The organism is Streptomyces spinoverrucosus (assembly GCF_015712165.1).
Lineage (GTDB): Bacteria > Actinomycetota > Actinomycetes > Streptomycetales > Streptomycetaceae > Streptomyces > Streptomyces spinoverrucosus_A.
This window is the reverse complement of record NZ_JADPZX010000002.1, coordinates 326,836-344,074: the sequence shown is the minus strand read 5'-3', so window position 1 is coordinate 344,074 and position 17,239 is coordinate 326,836. Positions and strand designations below refer to the sequence as shown.

General features: G+C 72.6%; 12 protein-coding genes and 1 pseudogene. 6 read left to right on the top strand and 7 right to left on the bottom strand.

Features of this window, described 5'->3' with window-relative positions; genetic code table 11:
* Positions 1–62: 62 nt before the first annotated feature.
* A complete protein-coding gene (locus tag I2W78_RS36870) occupies positions 63–1,202 on the bottom strand; it encodes a WD40/YVTN/BNR-like repeat-containing protein (protein WP_196465089.1) in 1,140 nt (379 codons plus the stop codon).
* A 202-nt stretch (positions 1,203–1,404) separates the two neighbouring features.
* Between I2W78_RS36870 and I2W78_RS36865 the strand changes: the two genes are divergently transcribed.
* The gene (locus I2W78_RS36865) at positions 1,405–1,989 is read left to right on the top strand and encodes an Rv1733c family protein (RefSeq protein WP_196465088.1); all 585 of its coding nucleotides are present in this window, start codon (positions 1,405–1,407) and stop codon (positions 1,987–1,989) included.
* Here the strand turns inward: I2W78_RS36865 and I2W78_RS36860 are convergent.
* A complete protein-coding gene (locus tag I2W78_RS36860; RefSeq protein WP_196465087.1) occupies positions 1,977–3,665 on the bottom strand; it encodes a DNA alkylation response protein in 1,689 nt (562 codons plus the stop codon). The two genes, I2W78_RS36865 and I2W78_RS36860, sit on opposite strands and share 13 nt — an antisense overlap.
* Before the next feature lie 75 nt (positions 3,666–3,740).
* Here I2W78_RS36860 and I2W78_RS36855 point away from each other — a divergent pair, with 75 nt between their 5' ends.
* A complete protein-coding gene (locus tag I2W78_RS36855) occupies positions 3,741–4,487 on the top strand; it encodes a PaaX family transcriptional regulator C-terminal domain-containing protein (protein ID WP_196465086.1) in 747 nt (248 codons plus the stop codon).
* A 61-nt stretch (positions 4,488–4,548) separates the two neighbouring features.
* Here I2W78_RS36855 and I2W78_RS36850 read toward each other — a convergent pair whose 3' ends face one another.
* Positions 4,549–5,337 carry a pectate lyase gene (locus I2W78_RS36850; RefSeq protein ID WP_196465085.1) on the bottom strand — a complete coding sequence of 263 codons (789 nt, stop codon included), beginning with the start codon at positions 5,335–5,337 and terminating at the stop codon, positions 4,549–4,551.
* Positions 5,338–5,367: 30 nt separating this feature from the next.
* On the bottom strand, positions 5,368–6,345 hold the full coding sequence (locus tag I2W78_RS36845) for a pectate lyase family protein (protein WP_196465084.1): 978 nt from the start codon (positions 6,343–6,345) through the stop codon (positions 5,368–5,370).
* Between the two features lie 359 nt (positions 6,346–6,704).
* Here I2W78_RS36845 and I2W78_RS36840 point away from each other — a divergent pair.
* The 3 genes and pseudogenes from I2W78_RS36840 to I2W78_RS36830 all read left to right on the top strand — a co-directional run.
* A pseudogene (locus tag I2W78_RS36840) lies at positions 6,705–7,641 on the top strand (extracellular catalytic domain type 1 short-chain-length polyhydroxyalkanoate depolymerase); the annotation flags it as partial.
* 169 nt (positions 7,642–7,810) lie between these two features.
* Positions 7,811–8,296, top strand: a complete 486-nt coding sequence (locus I2W78_RS40895) for a hypothetical protein (RefSeq protein ID WP_230886992.1) — start codon at positions 7,811–7,813, stop codon at positions 8,294–8,296.
* Between the two features lie 60 nt (positions 8,297–8,356).
* On the top strand, positions 8,357–12,706 hold the full coding sequence (locus I2W78_RS36830; RefSeq protein ID WP_196465083.1) for a cation-translocating P-type ATPase: 4,350 nt from the start codon (positions 8,357–8,359) through the stop codon (positions 12,704–12,706).
* Positions 12,707–12,861: 155 nt separating this feature from the next.
* On the opposite strand, the gene I2W78_RS36825 is transcribed toward I2W78_RS36830, so the two are convergent.
* Positions 12,862–13,941 (bottom strand): NADH:flavin oxidoreductase/NADH oxidase, encoded by a 1,080-nt coding sequence (locus I2W78_RS36825; protein ID WP_196465082.1) that lies wholly within the window; start codon positions 13,939–13,941, stop codon positions 12,862–12,864.
* A gap of 129 nt (positions 13,942–14,070) precedes the next feature.
* Between I2W78_RS36825 and I2W78_RS36820 the strand changes: the two genes are divergently transcribed.
* The gene (locus I2W78_RS36820) at positions 14,071–14,436 is read left to right on the top strand and encodes an ArsR/SmtB family transcription factor (protein WP_307784026.1); all 366 of its coding nucleotides are present in this window, start codon (positions 14,071–14,073) and stop codon (positions 14,434–14,436) included.
* On the opposite strand, the gene I2W78_RS36815 is transcribed toward I2W78_RS36820, so the two are convergent.
* Together I2W78_RS36815 and I2W78_RS36810 are read right to left on the bottom strand one after the other, a co-directional pair.
* Positions 14,353–15,744 (bottom strand): nucleobase:cation symporter-2 family protein, encoded by a 1,392-nt coding sequence (locus tag I2W78_RS36815; RefSeq protein ID WP_196465080.1) that lies wholly within the window; start codon positions 15,742–15,744, stop codon positions 14,353–14,355. The genes I2W78_RS36820 and I2W78_RS36815 overlap by 84 nt on opposite strands.
* A 131-nt stretch (positions 15,745–15,875) precedes the next feature.
* Entirely contained in the window at positions 15,876–17,219 is a 1,344-nt protein-coding gene (locus I2W78_RS36810) for an FAD-dependent oxidoreductase (protein ID WP_196465079.1), read from the bottom strand.
* Positions 17,220–17,239: the final 20 nt, after the last annotated feature.

The window sequence follows — 17,239 nt, the reverse complement described above, 5'->3', positions numbered from 1 at the left end:
GCGGGCAGCGGCGATCAACCAGTGGCCAAGGCAGCCCGACCGCAAGCCCCCCGTTCGCCTCATCAGATCACCGCCGCCCGCACACACAGCACGTCCGGCAGATGCGACGCCAACTGCCGCCAGCTGTCGCCGTCGTCGGCCGACGCGTACACCTCGCCGTTGCGGTTGCCGAAGTACACGCCCGCCGGGTCCGCGTCGTCCGTGCACATCGCGTCGCGCAACACCGTGCCGTAGTGGTCGTCCTGCGGCAGCCCCGCCGTCAGCGGCTCCCACGACTTGCCCGCGTCGGCCGTGCGGAAGACCCGGCACCGCCGGTCGGCGGGTACCCGGTCCGAGTCCGCGTTGATGGGGAAGACGTACGCCGTCTCCGCGCGGCGCGGGTGGGTCGCGGCGGCGAAACCGAACGTCGAGGGCAGGCCGTCACCGATGTCGGTCCAGTGCGCGCCCGCGTCGTCGCTGCGGTACACACCCCAGTGGTTCTGCAGATACAGCCGGTCCGGCGTCCCCGCGTCCTGCGCGATCTTGTGCACGCACTGGCCGAACTCCGGGTTGGGGTCCGGCAGGAACACCGCCGAGACACCGGAGTTGGACGGGGCCCAGCCCGCGCCGCCGTCGGTCGTGCGGAACACGCCGGCCGTCGACACCGCGACCGTCACCGCCTGCGGGTCGCGCTTGTCGGTGATCACGGTGTGCAGGCCCTCCCCGCCTCCGCCCGGCACCCACTGCGAGCGTGTCGGGTGCTCCCACAGCGGACGGACCAGCTCGAACGTCTCTCCTCTGTCCTCCGAGCGATACAGCGCGGCCGGCTCCGTGCCCGCGTAGACCACGTCCGGCTCCGCGGCAGCCGGGTGCAGCTGCCACACCCGCTCCAGTGAAGCGCCCGTGTCCTTGGGGAACTTCACGGCCGGCTGAGCCGGTTCGGTCCATGTGCGGCCCAGGTCGTCGGAGTGGAACACCGACGGCCCCCAGTGCGTGCTGTCACCGCCGGCCAGCAGCCGGGGGGTGGCGCCGCGGGTGTCGATGGCGACCGAGTACACGGCCTGTGCGTTGAAGTAGGGGCTTTCGTCGAACTCCCAGGCGCCACCGCGCCGGCGCCCGATGAACAGGCCTTTGCGTGTGCCCACGGCGAGCAGTACTTCGGTCATGCCGATCACCTCCGCGACGTCTTTGTCCCAGACACCGGCCAGTCTGCACCCCACCACTGACAGTCACCCATGGAAGAGGCTTCGCCGCAGGTCAGCGCGGTGTGGTCGAACGCAAGCGGCGCGTGCGCGAGGCCGTACGCGCGGCCCGGCGGGCCGTCGAAGCCGCCCCGCCCGGCACTCGTCATGAGCATCGTCGAGCCGTCCGCCGTATGGGAGGGCGGTCGGGGATGTTCGTGTGCTCACGAGGAGGAAGTCTTCGATGGCGTTCCGTGGTCCGAAGGTGTGGCTGTGGCGCTGGCGGCGCAACCCGCTCAAACGCCGCTCCGACAGAGTGGAGGCCTGGGTCCTGCTCGGCGCCTGGGCGCTCACCGCGCTCGTCGGGACGCTCGCCGGTCAGACGGTGAGCCGGACCGTCGAAGGGGAGTTGGCCCGGGAGCGGGTCGAGTGGCGCCGGGTCGAGGCGCGGCTGACCGAGCCGGTGCCCGGACCGTCCCCCATGAACTCCGGCGCGCCGCGCACCGAGCGGGTCTGGGCCGAGGTGCGCTGGTCCGCGCCGGACGGCTCCGACCGCACCGGTCAGGCCCGGATCCGGCCCGGCAGCCCCGCCGGGACGCCGGTCACCGTCTGGACGGACCGGCAGGGCCGCCTGATGACCGAGCCCACCACGCCATCTCAGGCCCGCGTGCGAGCCGACCTGATCGGCACCCTGGCGGGCGTCGGCGCGGCCGCCGTACCGTTCGCCGGCGGCCGTCTCCTGCGCGGCCGGCTGGAACAGCGGCGCCTCGACCAGTGGGAAACCGACTGGGCCCGGTTCGACGCACTGTGGCGGCGTCAGACGGGCTGAGCGGCGGCCACGCCCGTGGGATCGAACACGGGCAGCGCCCTGCCCAGGATCGCGTCGACGTCGGCCCCGTCGGGCAGCGTGCCGAAGGCGTACCCCCAGTCGCCGCCCAGCCGCGTCGCGCAGAACGCGTCGGCGACCGCGGCCGGTGCGTGCCGGACCAGCAGCGACGCCTGCAGTGTGAGCGCCATCAGCTCCACCAGCCGCCGGGCACCTGCCGGCGAACCCTCCGCCGGCATGCCCTTGAGCCGGGTCACGGCCGCGTCCAGCCGGGCGTCCGCCCCCTGCGCCAGGGCCAGCTCGGCGAACAGCGCCTCCGCCGTGCCCGGCTCCCGGCTCAACGCCCGCAGCACATCCAGGGCGTTGACGTTCCCGGAGCCCTCCCAGATGGACAGCAGGGGCGCCTCGCGGTAGTGCCGTGGCATGCCCGAGTCCTCCACGTAGCCGTTGCCGCCGAGGCACTCCAGGGCCTCCGCGGTGAAGGCCGGGCCCCGCTTGGTGACCCAGTACTTGCCCACGGCGGTGGCGATCCGGCGGAACGCCGCCTCGCCCGTGTCCCCGCGCACCGCCCGGTCGGCCGCCCCCGCCAGCCGCAGGGTGAGCGTGGTGGCGGCCTCCGACTCCAGCGCCAGATCGGCCAGCACGTTGCGCATCAGCGGCTGGTCCACCAGCCGCGCCCCGAACGCGCTGCGGTGCCGCACGTGGTGCCCCGCCTCGACCAGTGTCTTGCGCATCAGCGTCGCCGAGGCCATCACGCAGTCCAGCCGGGTGCAGTTGACCATCTCGATGATCGTCTTCACGCCCTGACCCTCGGGACCGACCAGCCAGGCCACGGTCCCGTCGAACTCCGGCTCGGAGGAGGCGTTCGAACGGTTGCCGAGCTTGTCCTTCAGGCGCTGGATGCGGAAGGTGTTGCGGCTGCCGTCGGGCAGCACCCGCGGCACCAGGAAGCAGGACAGCCCGTCGGGAGCCTGCGCCAGCACCAGGAACACGTCACACATGGGCGCTGACGTGAACCACTTGTGCCCGCGCAGGGTGTACACACCGGGCTCGGCGGTCGGCGTGGCGGTCGTGGTGTTCGTGCGGACGTCCGAGCCGCCCTGCTTCTCGGTCATCCCCATACCGGCCAGCAGACCGCTCTTCTGCGTCGGAACGCCGAGCTCCGGGTCGTACTCGCGGCTGGTCAGCAGCGGTTCGTAGACCTTCGCGAGGTCCGGCTGGCGGCGCAGCGCGGGGACGGCGGCGTACGTCATCGACGTCGGGCAGCCGTGTCCGGCCTCGGTGTGTCCCCACACCAACCCGCCCGCCGTACGCGCCACATGGGCCCCCGGCCGGTCGTCCGCCCACGGGGCGCCCGCCAGACCCTCGGCGACCGCGACGCGCATCAGGTGGTGCCAGCTCGGGTGGAAGTCGACCTCGTCGACCCGGTTGCCGTACCGGTCGTGGGTGCGCAGCACCGGCTCGTGCCGGTTGGCCAGCTCGCCCCACTCCTGCGCCTCCTCGCTGCCGGCCCGCCGTCCGAGCCGCCGGACGTCCTCCTCGGCCCACCCGGCACCCTCGCGCCGCAGCCCGTCCAGCAGGGCCGGGTCGTCGGAGGCGTCGTACGGGGCCAGGGGAGAGGGCTGGTTGAAGACGACGTGGGTGGCGCCGCCGGGAGCACCTTCATGTGTCGAGACCATGCGGCGAGTGTTGCACTGCCGCTACGACCGCAGCAATACTGCAACACAGAAATCCGCCCCGTACAGTACGTGCCCATGCGCATCGACGAGCCCGCCCGGACCGGCGAGGCCGCACTGCGCCCGCTGTCGGCCCGGTCCGTCGTGCTGAGCCTGCTGCTCGGCGCCCACCCGCCCGAGCTGCCGGCGCGGGACCTCGCCCGTGCCGTGCAGCCCTTCGGCGTCGGCGGCTCCACCCTGCGGGCCGCGCTCAGCCGGATGACGGCCGCCGGGGATCTGCTGCGTACGGACGCCGGTTACCGGATCGGCGAACGGCTGCTGGAGCGCCGGCGCCGGCAGGACGACGCCCTGCACCCCCGCACGCGCGCGTGGGACGGCGACTGGGAGATGGTCGTGATCACCGCGACCGGCCGCGGCCCTGCCGAACGCGCCGACCTGCGCGCCCGACTGACCGCCCTGCGGCTCGCCGAACTCCGCGAGGGCGTCTGGCTCCGCCCCGCCAACCTGCGCCGATCCCTGCCGGACGACCTGGCGGCCGTACTCCAGTCCTTCACCGGCCGGCCCGCACAGCCCGCACGCGACCTGGCGTGCGCCCTGTGGCCGCTCGACGCCTGGACCGCCGCGGCCCGCGCACTGCTCGACCACATCGCGCGCGTGGAGCGTCCCGCCGACCGCCTCACCGTCTTCGCGGCCGTCGTGCGCCACCTGCTGGCCGACCCCGTGCTGCCGTCCGAACTCCTGCCCGCCGACTGGCCGGGGACCGCGCTGCGCACGGCATACGCCGACTATCAGCGGGAGTTGACGCGGGCGCTGCGCCGGACATGACACGGCGGCCGTACGAAGCGCCCCGCCGGAGACGCTGCGTACGGCCGCCCTCCCGTGGGGGCTACCGGTAGGTGATGTCCGAGCTGCTGTAGAGGCAGTTCGTGCTGTCGGGACCGGCCCCGACAGCGGTGTTGTTGTTGTACTTCTGGCAGGGGACGACCTTGCGGCTCGCGTCGTTCAGGATCGTGATGTTCCGCAGGGTCGCCACGTCGTTGCGGTTGGTGTTGATGCCGACGATCCGTGCGGTGCTGCCCGTGCCGGTCACCTCGATGGTGTTCAGGTTGACCTTGCGGGTGTACTGCGTGGAGCAGTCGCCGCAGGAGCGGTACAGGGTCTTGAACTCCTGCACGGCGAAGTTGGAGATGTTCAGCGTGCCGCCGCCGTTGTGCTGGAAGACCTTGTCCGCGGCCTTCTTCGCGCCACCGCCGATCACGTGGTACGTCGCACCCGTGCCGCCCCGGAAGGTGGCGGCGTCCTCGCCGACGTCCTCCCACCAGACGTTCTGCAGCGTGCAGCTGCCCTCGCAGTGGATGCCGTCGGCGGCCGGAGCCCCGAGGACGACGTTCTTCAGCACCGCGCCGTTGGCGAGCCGGAGGATCGGGTCCTGACCCTCCTCCTGGCCGTCACCGGCCAGGTCTCCGGTGCCGTACAGCCGCTTCATCCCGTAGTCCTTGGTGCCGGAGATCGAGATGGTGGCGGAGACCGGCTCGCTGCCGTTCGGGGTGGGCCAGGTGGCGGCACTCGCGGACGGCGCACCTATAGTCATGATCATGCCAACCGACAGGCCGAGGGTGGCCAGCGCGCCGGTCAGCGCGCGCCCGCGCGCGCGTGGTCGTGTTGCAGAAGACATGTCCCGTCCTTCTGTCGTGGTGTGGGGGTGTCAGAGCTTGCCCGTGCCCGCGCCGGAGGTCACCGAGGCGACGACCGACGAGGCGGGCTCCGCCGTGTAGCCGTACGGCGGGTTGGTGAAGGTGCCGACCCGCGAGACCTCGGTCGCGGCTCCACCGAGGTCGTTGCCGCGCAGGTTGGCGAATCCGTCGACGTCACTGCTGCGGTTCGTGGTGACCGCGATCTTCGTCGAGCGGAAGACGTTGTTCTCGACCAGCATCTGCGCGCCCATCCGCGAGTGGCAGGCGGTGTCGGCGCCGGACACGTAGTTGTTGTAGAAGTGCCCGGTGCCGAAGCGCAGGCTCGGGATGCGCGAGTAGACGTTGCTGAAGAGGTTGTGGTGGTACGTCACCTTCAGGTGGCCGGTGTCCTCGGAGGCGTTGTTGTCGCTGTGGCCGACGAGTGAGCCCTTGAAGTGGTCCTTGAAGGTGTTCCAGGACACGGTGACGTCGTCGGAGCCGTGGTTGATGTCCAGCAGACCGTCGTAGTGGTCCTTGTCGTGCTCGCGGTCCGCCGAGAAGGAGTTGTGGTCGATCCACACCTTCGTCGACTTCTGGACGGTGATCCCGTCGGCGGGCGCGACCGGCTTGCTGATATTGAGGTTCCGGACGACGACGTTGGAGACCTCCTTCAGTCGCAGTCCGCCCCCGGTGAACCCGGAAGCCGAACCGACACCCACCACCGTGGTGTTGGACCCGATGTCGACCTGACCGCTCAGTGGGATCAGACCGTTGACCCGGATGACCTTGGCCGTGTCGCCGGACACGGCCGACCTGAAGGCGTCGAGGGTAGAGACGGTGACCGCCGGGGCGCTGCCGCCGCCGGTCGTCCCGGCGCCGAACCCGATCGGAGAGCTCTCGGCCGCTCCGGCCGGCTGCGGCAGGGCGAGGACGGCAACCGCGGCGAGCGCCGCCGCGGCAGCCACCAGGGCAGAACTTTGCGCGTGTGTACGTGGGGGGCCTGTACGCATGCGGGTGCGTCCCTTCGGGAGGCCTGATTGGACGGATAGATGAACGACGTACGGCATGCTGAACGCGTTGCGCGGGCAGGGTGCCGCTTTCACCCTGATTGGGCGTCAGCTGGTCAGCCTGCTGAACGGAACGTAGGGGGCAAGCGCTTTCTAGTCAACGCTTTGCGCAGAACGCATTCGGTCACCCCTGGTGGCCGTGAGGAGTGGCTCGAAGACGGTGTGGGAGCGCTTCCATGACGGCCGTGTGCATGCCACCATGCCGGGTGCTCCCCCAGCGATGCCCCCACGAGCCGCCATCGCGAAGGGACGACCACGTGCCCGCCACCACCGGCAACCCCGCCCGCAGACCACTGCGTTCGATGCTCGTCGCGCTCTTCGGGACACTCCTGCCGCTGCTCGCCGTCCTGCTCCTCGCGCCGCCGCAGGCCTCCGCGCGCACCGCCGCTCCCGCCGCGACGCTCACCGCGGTCACCGACTTCGGCAGCAACCCCAGCAACCTGCGGATGTACGTGTACGTCCCGGACCACGTCGCGCCCGACCCGGCGGTCCTGGTCGCCGTCCACTACTGCACCGGCTCCGGTCCGGCCATGTACTCCGGCACCGAGTACGCCGCGCCGGCCGACCGCCACGGCTTCATCGTCGTGTACCCGTCGGTGACCCGCGCCGGCAAGTGCTTCGACGTCTCCTCGCCGCAGGCACTGCGCCGGGACGGCGGCAGCGACCCGGTCGGCATCAGGTCGATGGTCGACTGGGTCAAGACGACCCATGACGCCGATCCGAGCCGGGTCTACGTCACCGGCATCTCGTCCGGCGCGATGATGACCAACGTCCTGCTGGGCGTCTACCCGGACGTGTTCGCGGCCGGCGCCGCGTTCGCCGGCGTCCCCTTCGGCTGCCTCGCCACCACCGACGGCTCCGAGTGGAACAGCGCCTGCGCGGGCGGCACCGTGTCCCGCACCCCGGCCCAGTGGGGCGACCTGGTCCGCGCCGCCTACCCCGGCTGCACCGGCCCCAGGTCCCGGATGCAGCTGTGGCACGGCACCGAGGACGACGTCCTGCGGTACCCGAACTTCGCCGAGGAGATCAAGCAGTGGACCGACGTGCACGGTGTGAGCCCGACCCCGGCGGCCACCGACTCGCCCGCCGCCGGCTGGACCCGCACGCGCTACGGCGGCACCGGTGAGCACGCCCCCGTGGAGGCCATCAGCCTCCAAGGCGTCGGCCACAACCTCTACGCCGGGGCATGGCTCCCGCGTGCTCACCTTCTTCGGTCTGGACACGGGCGGCCCCGGCCCCGCTGATGATCACCAACACGGCCGGCCGACGGTCTCCTTCGCGCTCAACGGGGTCGCTTATGCGACTGGTTGACCCATATGCCCGAGTTTCCATAGTTCGTGGGGGTGATACCTCGTATCAAGGGAACCCGGCGGGGTGAAACATTGATCTGCCAGGGAGCGTGAGTGTCATGGCACGGCAGAAGACCTCGCCCGAGCTCCCGGCACCGCTGCGCGCACCCGTGACGGCGCTGCGCAGGATGCCCGGGGCCGGGATGGTGACGAAGGCGGCCGGTGGTGCGCTGGACGCGGTCGGCACCGTGTCGCCGCGCGGTCGTCGCGTCGCGGTGTACACCGGGGCCGGGCTCCTCGGAGTCGCGGGCGTGGTGGAGTGGCCTGTCGCCCTCACGGTGGCGGGCGTGGCATGGCTGACCCAGCCGAAGCCCAAGCACGAGGGCAACGGGGCAGCCACCACGACGGGCGGCGGCACGGCGACGCCGGCCAAGTCGTCCACGACCGGGCGTACGACGTCCACACGCGGGAAGTCGGCGCCCGCGAGTCGGCGTACGACGTCCACGAGCAGGCGTACGACGTCCACTCGTGGGAAGTCGGGAGCAGCCGGCGGGCGGAGCTCGACCAGCAGCAGCCGGCGCAAGGCGACCACCAGCGGCGGATAAGGAACGGCGGGCCGGAGGCCGGCCACCCGGCCCGCCAGACATACGAGCAAAGGGCGTGACATGGGGCTTTGGTTGCTGACGGGCTCATCGGCGGCCGTCTCCGACATCGTCATGGCCGGTCCGCGCCTGCTGGTGCGCGGTACCGCGCCCGTGGTCGGAGCGGCCGCCGGTGCTGTGGCCGGAACCGCGCGCGCCGGGGTGCGCGGCGCGGATGCCATGGTGCGGGTGTCGCGGGTGGCGCGTGGGGCGCTGCCCGGAGGGGGGCGCCACTGGCGGTCCGGCCGCCGGGTGCATCTCGCGCTGCGGGCCACCCCCGAGCCCGAACAGGCGGACCAGGCGGAGCGGGCCGGCGCCACCGCGCGGGCGGCGCGACGGATGGCCGAGGCCCTCGCCGAGCACCCGGACGTGGCCTACGCCTACTGGGACGGCGGCCTCGCCAGGCTGGTGGTCGCCGCGACCGAGACGGCCCTCATCGACGGGGTTCTGGAGCGGGCGAACGAACTCGCCGACCGGCACGGACTGGCGCCCGCCGAGGACGCGGTCGAGGAGTTCGCGCACCCCGGGGACCCGGCCGAGGTGCGGACCGTGTCGGCGGCGATCGTGGCCGACGCCGCCGGCATCGTCGCCGCGGTCACCGGATCCATGATGCGGCTGCCACCCTCGCCCCGGTTCGTGACCGCGGGCGTGACCCTGCTGCGCGAGAACCCCCGCTTCCGCGGCTGGCTGCGCTCCCGCTTCGGCCCTTCCCGCACCGACCTGATCCTGGCGGTCGCCAACGCGGCCGCCCACGGCGCCGGGCAGACCCCGACGTCCCTGGTGCTGGACGGCGCCCTGCGGTCTTTTCAGCTCGCGGAGGCGATGGCGCGCGTGGCCGCGTTCGACTCGGTGCACGACCAGGTGTGCCGGCCCGGACGCGACGACGTGGCGGCGCACCGCTTCCCGCGCCCGCCGCTGCGCACCGCACCGGCCCAGGAGTACGCCGTCCACGCCGAGACGGGCAGTGTGGTGGGCGCCGCCGTGACGCTGCTGGTCAAGCACAGCGGCGCCGAGGCGGCCGAAGCGGTCCTCGCGGGCTCGCCGAAGGCCGCCCGCTACGGCCCCGCCGCCTTCCACGCGGTGCTGGGCTGCGCGCTGGCCCGCACCGGGGTGCTGGTGCGCAACATCGACCGGCTGCGGCAACTGGAGACCGCCCGCACGGTCTTTCTGCATCCGAGTGCCCTGCACAGCGCGGACGGCGGCGCCGACCCGTGGGCCGAGGCCGTCCTGGACGCGGCGCGGCGCGCCGGGCTGCGGGTCGTGGTGGTGGCCGATCCGGCGCTGGGCGAGTTCACCGCCCTCGCGGACCACATCGTCCCCGCCGACCGGGCGTCCGACGAGGTCGTCGACAGGCTGCGGGGGCGCGGCGGCGTCATCACCGTGGCCCGGCCGTCCTCCTCGGACGACTCCGACGTGCTGTCCGGGCTGCTCGCCGGGGACGTGGCCGTCGCACTCGCCGACGGCGACGCGGCCGTGGCCTGGGGCGCCGACCTGGTCGCGCCGGGTGGACTGGCCGACGTGTGGCGGCTGCTCAAAGCGGTGCGAGTGGCCCGCAGGGTCGGCCGGCGCTCGCAGGTGCTGGCCCGGTCCGGCGCCGCACTGTCCGGGCTGCTGGTCGCCGTCGGCGAGTCCCAGAACGGCCGGCAGAACGGCAACCGGATCCCGTTGATCGGCCTGCGGCACGCGCCCGTCGACATCGCCGCGACCCTCGCCCTGCTGGGCGGCGCGCGACAGGCGCTCGGCGTGGCGGTGGCCCGCGCGCCGCAGCCCCGCCCGCGGGTGCCCTGGCACGAGCTGAAGGTGAGCGACGTACGCGTACGGCTGGAACGCCGGACGGAGGAACAGGCGACGGCGATCGCCGCGGCCACCGGCCGGGTCCGCAAGGCGGCGCACAACGTCGTACGCGCCCCGGGTATGGAGCCGGTCCGCTGGACGCTGCAACTGGGCCGGGCGGTGCGCGGCGAACTGGACGATCCGCTCACGCCGGTGCTGGCGGTCGGCTCGGCCGCGTCGGCGATCCTCGGCTCCATGGTGGACGCCCTGCTGGTCGTCGGAGCGCTCGACCTCAACGCGCTGGTAGGCGGTGTGCAGCGGCTGCGTGCCGAACGGGCGCTGTCCGGGCTGGTCGCCGAGCAGACACAGAAGGCCCGCGTCACCAACGGCGACGAGCCGGGCTCGCGCACCGTGGACGCCAACCGGCTCCACCCCGGCGATGTCATCGAGCTGAAGGTCGACGACGTCGTACCGGCCGACGCGCGCCTGCTGTGGGAGGACGGCCTGGAGGTGGACGAGTCGGCGCTGACCGGCGAGTCGCTGCCCGTCGACAAACAGACGGAGCCCACGCCGCAGGCCGCGGTCGCCGACCGCCGCTGCATGGTGTTCGAGGGCACGACCGTCGTCGCCGGACAGGCGCGTGCCGTGGTGGTGGAGACCGGCGAGCGCACCGAGGCGGCCCGGGCCGTGCACCTCGCCGCCCGCAAGCCCCCGGCCGCGGGCGTCCAGGCCCGGCTGCAGGAACTCACCAGCAAGGCACTGCCGTTGACGATGGCGGGCGGTGCCGCCGTGACCGGCCTGTCACTGCTGCGTGGCGCGCCGATCCGGGAGGCCGTCAGCGGTGGCGTGGCGGTGGCGGTGGCCGCCGTTCCCGAGGGCCTGCCGCTGGTGGCCACGGTGGCGCAACTGGCGGCGGCCCGCCGGCTCAGCCACCGGGGTGTCCTCGTGCGGGCGCCACGCACGCTGGAGGCGCTCGGCCGGATGGACACGGTCTGCTTCGACAAGACCGGCACCCTCACCGAGAACAAGCTGCGCCTGGTGCGCGTGACCGACGCCGACGGAAGGACGCGTACGCCTCAGGAGGCCGCGGACACCGAGACCATGCTGGTCGCGGTACGGGCCACTCCGCAGCCGGAGGAGGGCCCCGACAAGCCGGTGCACGCCACCGACGAGGCCGTCCTGGCCGCTGCCGGGCGTGACGCCGACTGGGTGCAGACCGAGGGCCGGCCGTTCGAGGCGGGCCGTGGATACGCCGGTGCCGTGGGCCACTCGGGCGACGGGAAGCGGGTGTTCGTGGTCAAGGGCGCGCCGGAGGTCGTGCTGCCGGCCTGCCGTGACGTCTCCGACGAGGCTTACGACCAGGCCCACGACCTGGCCCGGGACGGACTGCGGGTGCTGGCCGTGGCGCAACGGCCGCTGGCCGAGGGGGAGAAGGACACGGAGGTCGGCGAAGCGCCCCTGAAGGGGCTGGAGTTCATCGGGCTGCTCGCGCTGGCCGACGTGCCGCGCGAGTCGTCCACGGCGCTTGTGCACGGGTTGCGCGAGGCGGGCGTACGACCGGTCATGCTGACCGGCGACCACCCGCAGACCGCCCGCGCGATCGCCGTCCAGCTGGGCTGGCCCGAGGACACCGACGTGGTCACCGGCGACGAACTGGCCGCAGCGGACCGCTCCGAGCGCGCCCGGATGCTGCACGACGTGGGTGTGGTCGCCCGCGTCGCGCCCGAGCAGAAGCTCCAGGTCATCGAGGCGCTGATGGACTCCGGCCGGGTGGTCGGCATGGTGGGCGACGGCGCCAACGACGCGGCCGCCATCCGCGCCGCCGACGTCGGCGTGGGCATCAGCGCCCGCGGTTCGGCGGCCGCCCGCAACGCCGCCGACCTGGTGCTCACCAACGGCGACATGACGGTGCTCGTCGAGGCGGTCTCCGAGGGCCGCGCCCTGTGGCACAGCGTCGCCGACGCCGTCGCCATCCTGATCGGCGGCAACGCGGGCGAGGTCGGCTTCGGGATCGTCGGCAGCCTGCTCGGCGGGGCCGCGCCGCTGTCGACCCGTCAGATGCTGCTGGTGAACCTGTTCACGGACCTGTTCCCGGCGATGGCGGTGGCGGTCACCCCGCAGAAGGACGGGAGCGAGGAGGCGAGCGCGGACAGTGGGCCGCTGGGCACGACGCTGCTCGGCACGCCGCTGATGCGCCAGATCCGGCACCGGGCGCTGACGACCTGCCTCGGCGCGGTCGCCGCCTGGCTGATCGGCCGCTTCACCCCCGGGTCGGCGCGCCGCACCACCACGATGGCTCTGTGTGCCGTGGTCGGCACCCAGCTCGCCCAGACTCTCGCCGATCGCCGCGAGAGCCCCTTGGTCCGCCTCACGGTCCTCGGCTCCGCCGTGGCCCTGGTCGCCCTGGTGGAAACCCCGGGTGTGAGCCAGGCCCTCGGCTGCACACCCATCGGCCCGATCGCCTGGGCCGGCGTCCTGGCGGCCATCGCCCTGGCGGTCACGGGCCAGCGGGCGCTGCCGCATATCGAGCGGGCGATCGTGCGGTTGGGTGAGGGGGTGCCTGCAAACATCGGGACGGCGCTGGAACGCATCGGCCGGTGACGGGAGCCCGCAAGTGCACGCGGGCTCCGGCCATCCAACCGGCCGGAGCCGGTTACACCGATCGCTGTTGCTCCGCGCGGAGCACCGCCCACCGATCGCTGTTGCTCCGGGCGGAGCACCGCCCACTCGACCGCTGCTCCTACGGCCGCAACACCTCACACCGACCGGTGATACTGGTCCGGCACTCGCACCTCGCCCCCCAGCTCCCGTGCCGCATGCCTGGCCCACGACGGGTTGCGCAGGAGCTCGCGGCCCAGCAGGACGGCGTCCGCCTCGCCGTTGGTGATGATCTTCTCCGCCTGTTCGGGCTCGGTGATCAGGCCGACCGCGGCGACCGGGAGCGAGGTCTCGGCCTTGACGCGGGCCGCGAACGGGACCTGGTACCCCGGGTCCGCCGGAATGTGGACGCCGGAGGCGTTGCCGCCGGTGGAGACGTCCAGGAGGTCCACGCCGTGGGCCTGGAGCTGCCGGGCGAAACGGACCGTGTCGTCCGCGGTCCAGCCGCCCTCCTCCAGCCACTCCGTCGCCGAGACACGGAAGAACAGCGGCTTGTCGTCCGGCCACACCTCCCGTACGGCGTCGACGACTTCGAGGGCGAACCGGGTGCGGTTCTCGTACGAGCCGCCGTACGCGTCGGTGCGGTGGTTGGAGTGCGGTGAGAGGAACTCGTTGATCAGGTAGCCGTGCGCGCCATGGATCTCCACGATCTCGAAACCGGCCGCCAGCGCCCGCCGCGCCGCGTCCGCGAACCGACCGACGACCTCCTGGATCTGCGCGACCGTCAGCTCACTGGGCACCGGATGCCGCTCGTCGAAGGCCACCGCACTCGGCGCCACCGGCTGCCACCCGAACGCCTCCGGCCCGACCGGCGCCCCACCCTTCCACGGCTGGCCGGTCGACGCCTTGCGCCCAGCATGAGCGAGCTGGATCGCCGGCACCGTGCCCTGTGAGACGAGGAAGCGTGTGATGCGGCGGAACGACTCGACCTGCCGGTCGTTCCAGATGCCGAGGTCCTGCGGCGAGATCCGCCCCTCGGGGCTGACGCCCGTGGCCTCGACGACGATCAGCCCCGTGCCGCCGGCCGCGCGGGCGGCGTAGTGCGCGAAGTGCCAGTCGTGGGGCACGCCGGTCTCGGGCCCCTCGGGCGCCGCCGAGTACTGGCACATGGGCGCCATCCACACCCGGTTGGGGATCGTCACATCGCGCAGGGTGCGGGGCTCGAAGAGCGCACTCACGGCGGGCTCCATTCGTCACGGGACCGGTGGTCGATTCGTACGATAGCCGTCGTAGTACGGCGACTGTCAAACTACGACGACCCTCGTACCTCCCGTACAATGGAGACTCCCGGACGAAGTGGAGCCGCCGTGACATCCGCCGCACCCACCACCAGCAGCCGCGACCTGCCGCACCCGGCGCGCGCGGACATCCGGCTGGAAGGCGTGCTGCACGCGCTCTCCGACCCGATGCGGCTGGGTATCGTGCGGGAGCTCGCCGCCGACACCGGCCGGGAGCTCTCCTGTTCGCAGTTCGCCCTGCCGGTCACCAAGTCCACGACCACGCACCACTTCCGGGTGCTGCGGGAGAGCGGTGTGATCCGGCAGATCTACCGTGGCACGGCCAAGATGAACGGCCTGCGCCGGGACGACCTAGACGCTCTCTTCCCGGGACTTCTCGACAGCCTGCTCGCCGCCGCCGACCGGCAGGCCACCCGCCTCGGAGTCCCCGGCTGAACCGCCTTTCACGGAAAGGTGGTTGAAGAGCAGATTGAGTACGATCGCGGTCAGGCACCCCGCGCTGATCCCGCTGTGCATGATGGTCTGGAACCAGTCCGGGAACCGGTCGTAGATCGTCGGCACCCCGACCGGCAGCACACCCACCGCCACCGACACGGCCACCACGGTGAGGTTGTGGTTGCCGCGGAAGTCGACCTCGGCCAGCGTCCTGAGGCCACTCGCCGCGACCGTCCCGAACATCACCAGCCCCGCACCGCCCAGCACCGGAGCCGGAATCGCCGCCACCACCGCGCCCAGCTTGGGCAGCAGTCCGAGCAGCACCAGGATGCCGCCCGCCGCCGCGACGACCCAGCGACTGCGCACCCGGGTCATACCGACCAGGCCCACGTTCTGGGCGTACGCCGTGTACGGGAAGGTGTTGAACACGCCGCCGAGCACGGTGGACAGGCCGTCGGCGCGCAGTCCGTCCGCGAGTGAGCGCGGCTCGACCTTCCGCCCGGTCATCTCGCCGACCGCGATGAAGTCACCGGTCGTCTCGGTCATGCACACCAGGGCCACCACCAGCATCGACACGATCGCCGACACCTCGAACGTCGGCGCCCCGAAGTGGAACGGCGTGCTGATCCCCAGCCAGTCGGCGTCCTTGACGCCGCCGAAGTCCGTGAAGCCGAACGGCACCGCCACCGCCAGCCCCACCGCGATACCGACCAGCACCGCGATCCGGCTCAGGAACACCGGCGCGAACCGCTGCACACCCAGCACCACCGCCAGCACGAAGGCGGCCAGCGCCAGGTTCCTCGGCGCCCCGAAGTCGTCGGAACCCGCGCCACCGGCCGCCCAGTTGCCCGCCACCGGCAGCAACGAGACGCCGATGATCAGGATCACCGTGCCGGTGACCAGCGGCGGAAAGAAGCGCAGCAGCCTCCCGAACACCGGCGCCAGCAGCACGATCGCAAGGCCCGCGACGATCACCGAGCCGTAGATCGCGGGCAGTCCGCCGCCCGTCGTCCCGATCAGCACCATCGGCGACACCGCCGCGAACGTACAGCCCTGCATGATCGGCAGCCGCACGCCGAACCGCCAGAAACCGACGCACTGGATGAGCGTGGCTATGCCGCACACCAGCAGATCCGCGGTGATCAGATACGCCAGGTCCGCGGGCGACAGCTTCATCGCACCGCCCACGATCAGCGGCACGGCCACCGCGCCCGCGTACATCGCGAGCACATGCTGCAAACCGAAGGCGGCCAACTGCCGTACGGGTGGGACCTCGTCGACGGGATGGACGGGCGCGGTCGATGCCATGGGCACTCCTGAGCTGCGGTTGGAACAGCGGGAACATCCGAACAGCCAGAGACCGTATGCGTCTTGAACAGTTTGTTGATTTCCGGTGTGTTGCCGCCGTGTGTCGGGCCACCCGCCGGGGCGCCGGTCCGCTACGACGCCGTGCCGCGCGCCGCCATCAGCAGGGACTCCCAGTCCGGCAGCTTGACCACACCGCGCCCGAGCGAGGCCCCGAGCTCCGCCTCGGCCCGCTCGATGGCCCGCCACCCCGCCCACTCGACCGGCTCGGCCCCCACGGCCCGCAGTGCCACGAGCGGTTCGTCCGGGACGTCCTTGCGTACGAGGACGGCGGCGTCCTCCAGCAGCGACAGCACCGTCTCCTTGGCGCACGGGCGGTTGGTGCCGATGACTCCGGTCGGGCCGCGCTTGATCCAGCCCGCCACGTACTCGCCCGGCGCGACGACTCCGCCGCGCATCACCCGCCCGGCCAGATGCGGCACGGTGCCGGTGGCCGGGTCGAACGGCAGCCCCTCCAGCGGCACTCCGCGATAGCCCACCGACCGCAGCACCAGCTGGGCCTCGATGTCCTCGTACCGTCCTGTCCCGGTCACCCCGCCGCGCTCGTCCGGCAGCGTCCGCTCGAACCGCACCGCGCCGACCCGCCCGCCGTCGGCCAGCAGCTCCACCGGGCGCAGGAAGAACCGCAGCCGGATCCGGCGCGGCAGCCCCTTCGGCGGCTCGGCGGCCCAGCCGCGCAGCACCTCCACGTTGCGGCGCTGCACGCCCGGCAGCGCGGCCGGATCGCCGTACGCGGGATCCAGCGCCAACTCGTCCGGATCCACGCTCACTTCCGCATCCGGCAGGGCGCCCAGCTCACGCAGCTCCTTGGTGGTGAACCGGGCCTGCGAGGGCCCGCGCCGCCCCACCATGTGGATGGCGTCCACCCGGCTCGCCGTCAGCGCGGTCAGCGCCGCCTGCGGCATGTCGGTGGGGCTCAGCTCGGCCGCGCCGCGCGCCAGGATCCGGGTGACGTCCACGGCGACGTTCCCCACGCCGATGACCACGGCCGAGCGCGCGCCGAGCACGAAACCGTCCGCCACGGCGTCCGGATGGGCGCTGTACCAGGACACGAACTCGGTCGCCGAGAAACTGCCCGGCAGGTCCTCGCCGGGGATCCCGAGATGGCGGTCGGTGGCGGCGCCCACGCAGTACACGACCGCGTGGTACAGCTCCCGCAGCCGGGCGGCCGGCACCCCGTCGGCGCCGACCTGTACGCCGCCGAGGAACCGCACCCGCTCGTGCTCCAGCACCGTGCGCAGGTTGTTCTGCAGCGACTTGATCTTCTCGTGGTCGGGCGCCACGCCGTACCGCACCAGACCGTACGGGCAGGGCAGCCGGTCCAGGACGTCGACCAGCACGGTGGGGTCCTGCTGGACGAGGGTCTGGGCGCAGTAGACCCCGCTCGGTCCGGAGCCGACGACGGCGACACGCAGCACGGCGGAACTCCTTCGTCCGG

Coding starts and splice junctions, on each gene's coding strand:
- I2W78_RS36865 (WP_196465088.1), top strand. CDS start 1,405: ATGGCGTTCCGTGGTCCGAAGGTGTGGCTGTGGCGCTGGCGGCGCAAC.
- I2W78_RS36860 (WP_196465087.1), bottom strand. CDS start 3,665: ATGGTCTCGACACATGAAGGTGCTCCCGGCGGCGCCACCCACGTCGTC.
- I2W78_RS36855 (WP_196465086.1), top strand. CDS start 3,741: ATGCGCATCGACGAGCCCGCCCGGACCGGCGAGGCCGCACTGCGCCCG.
- I2W78_RS36850 (WP_196465085.1), bottom strand. CDS start 5,337: ATGTCTTCTGCAACACGACCACGCGCGCGCGGGCGCGCGCTGACCGGC.
- I2W78_RS36845 (WP_196465084.1), bottom strand. CDS start 6,345: ATGCGTACAGGCCCCCCACGTACACACGCGCAAAGTTCTGCCCTGGTG.
- I2W78_RS40895 (WP_230886992.1), top strand. CDS start 7,811: ATGGCACGGCAGAAGACCTCGCCCGAGCTCCCGGCACCGCTGCGCGCA.
- I2W78_RS36830 (WP_196465083.1), top strand. CDS start 8,357: ATGGGGCTTTGGTTGCTGACGGGCTCATCGGCGGCCGTCTCCGACATC.
- I2W78_RS36815 (WP_196465080.1), bottom strand. CDS start 15,744: ATGGCATCGACCGCGCCCGTCCATCCCGTCGACGAGGTCCCACCCGTA.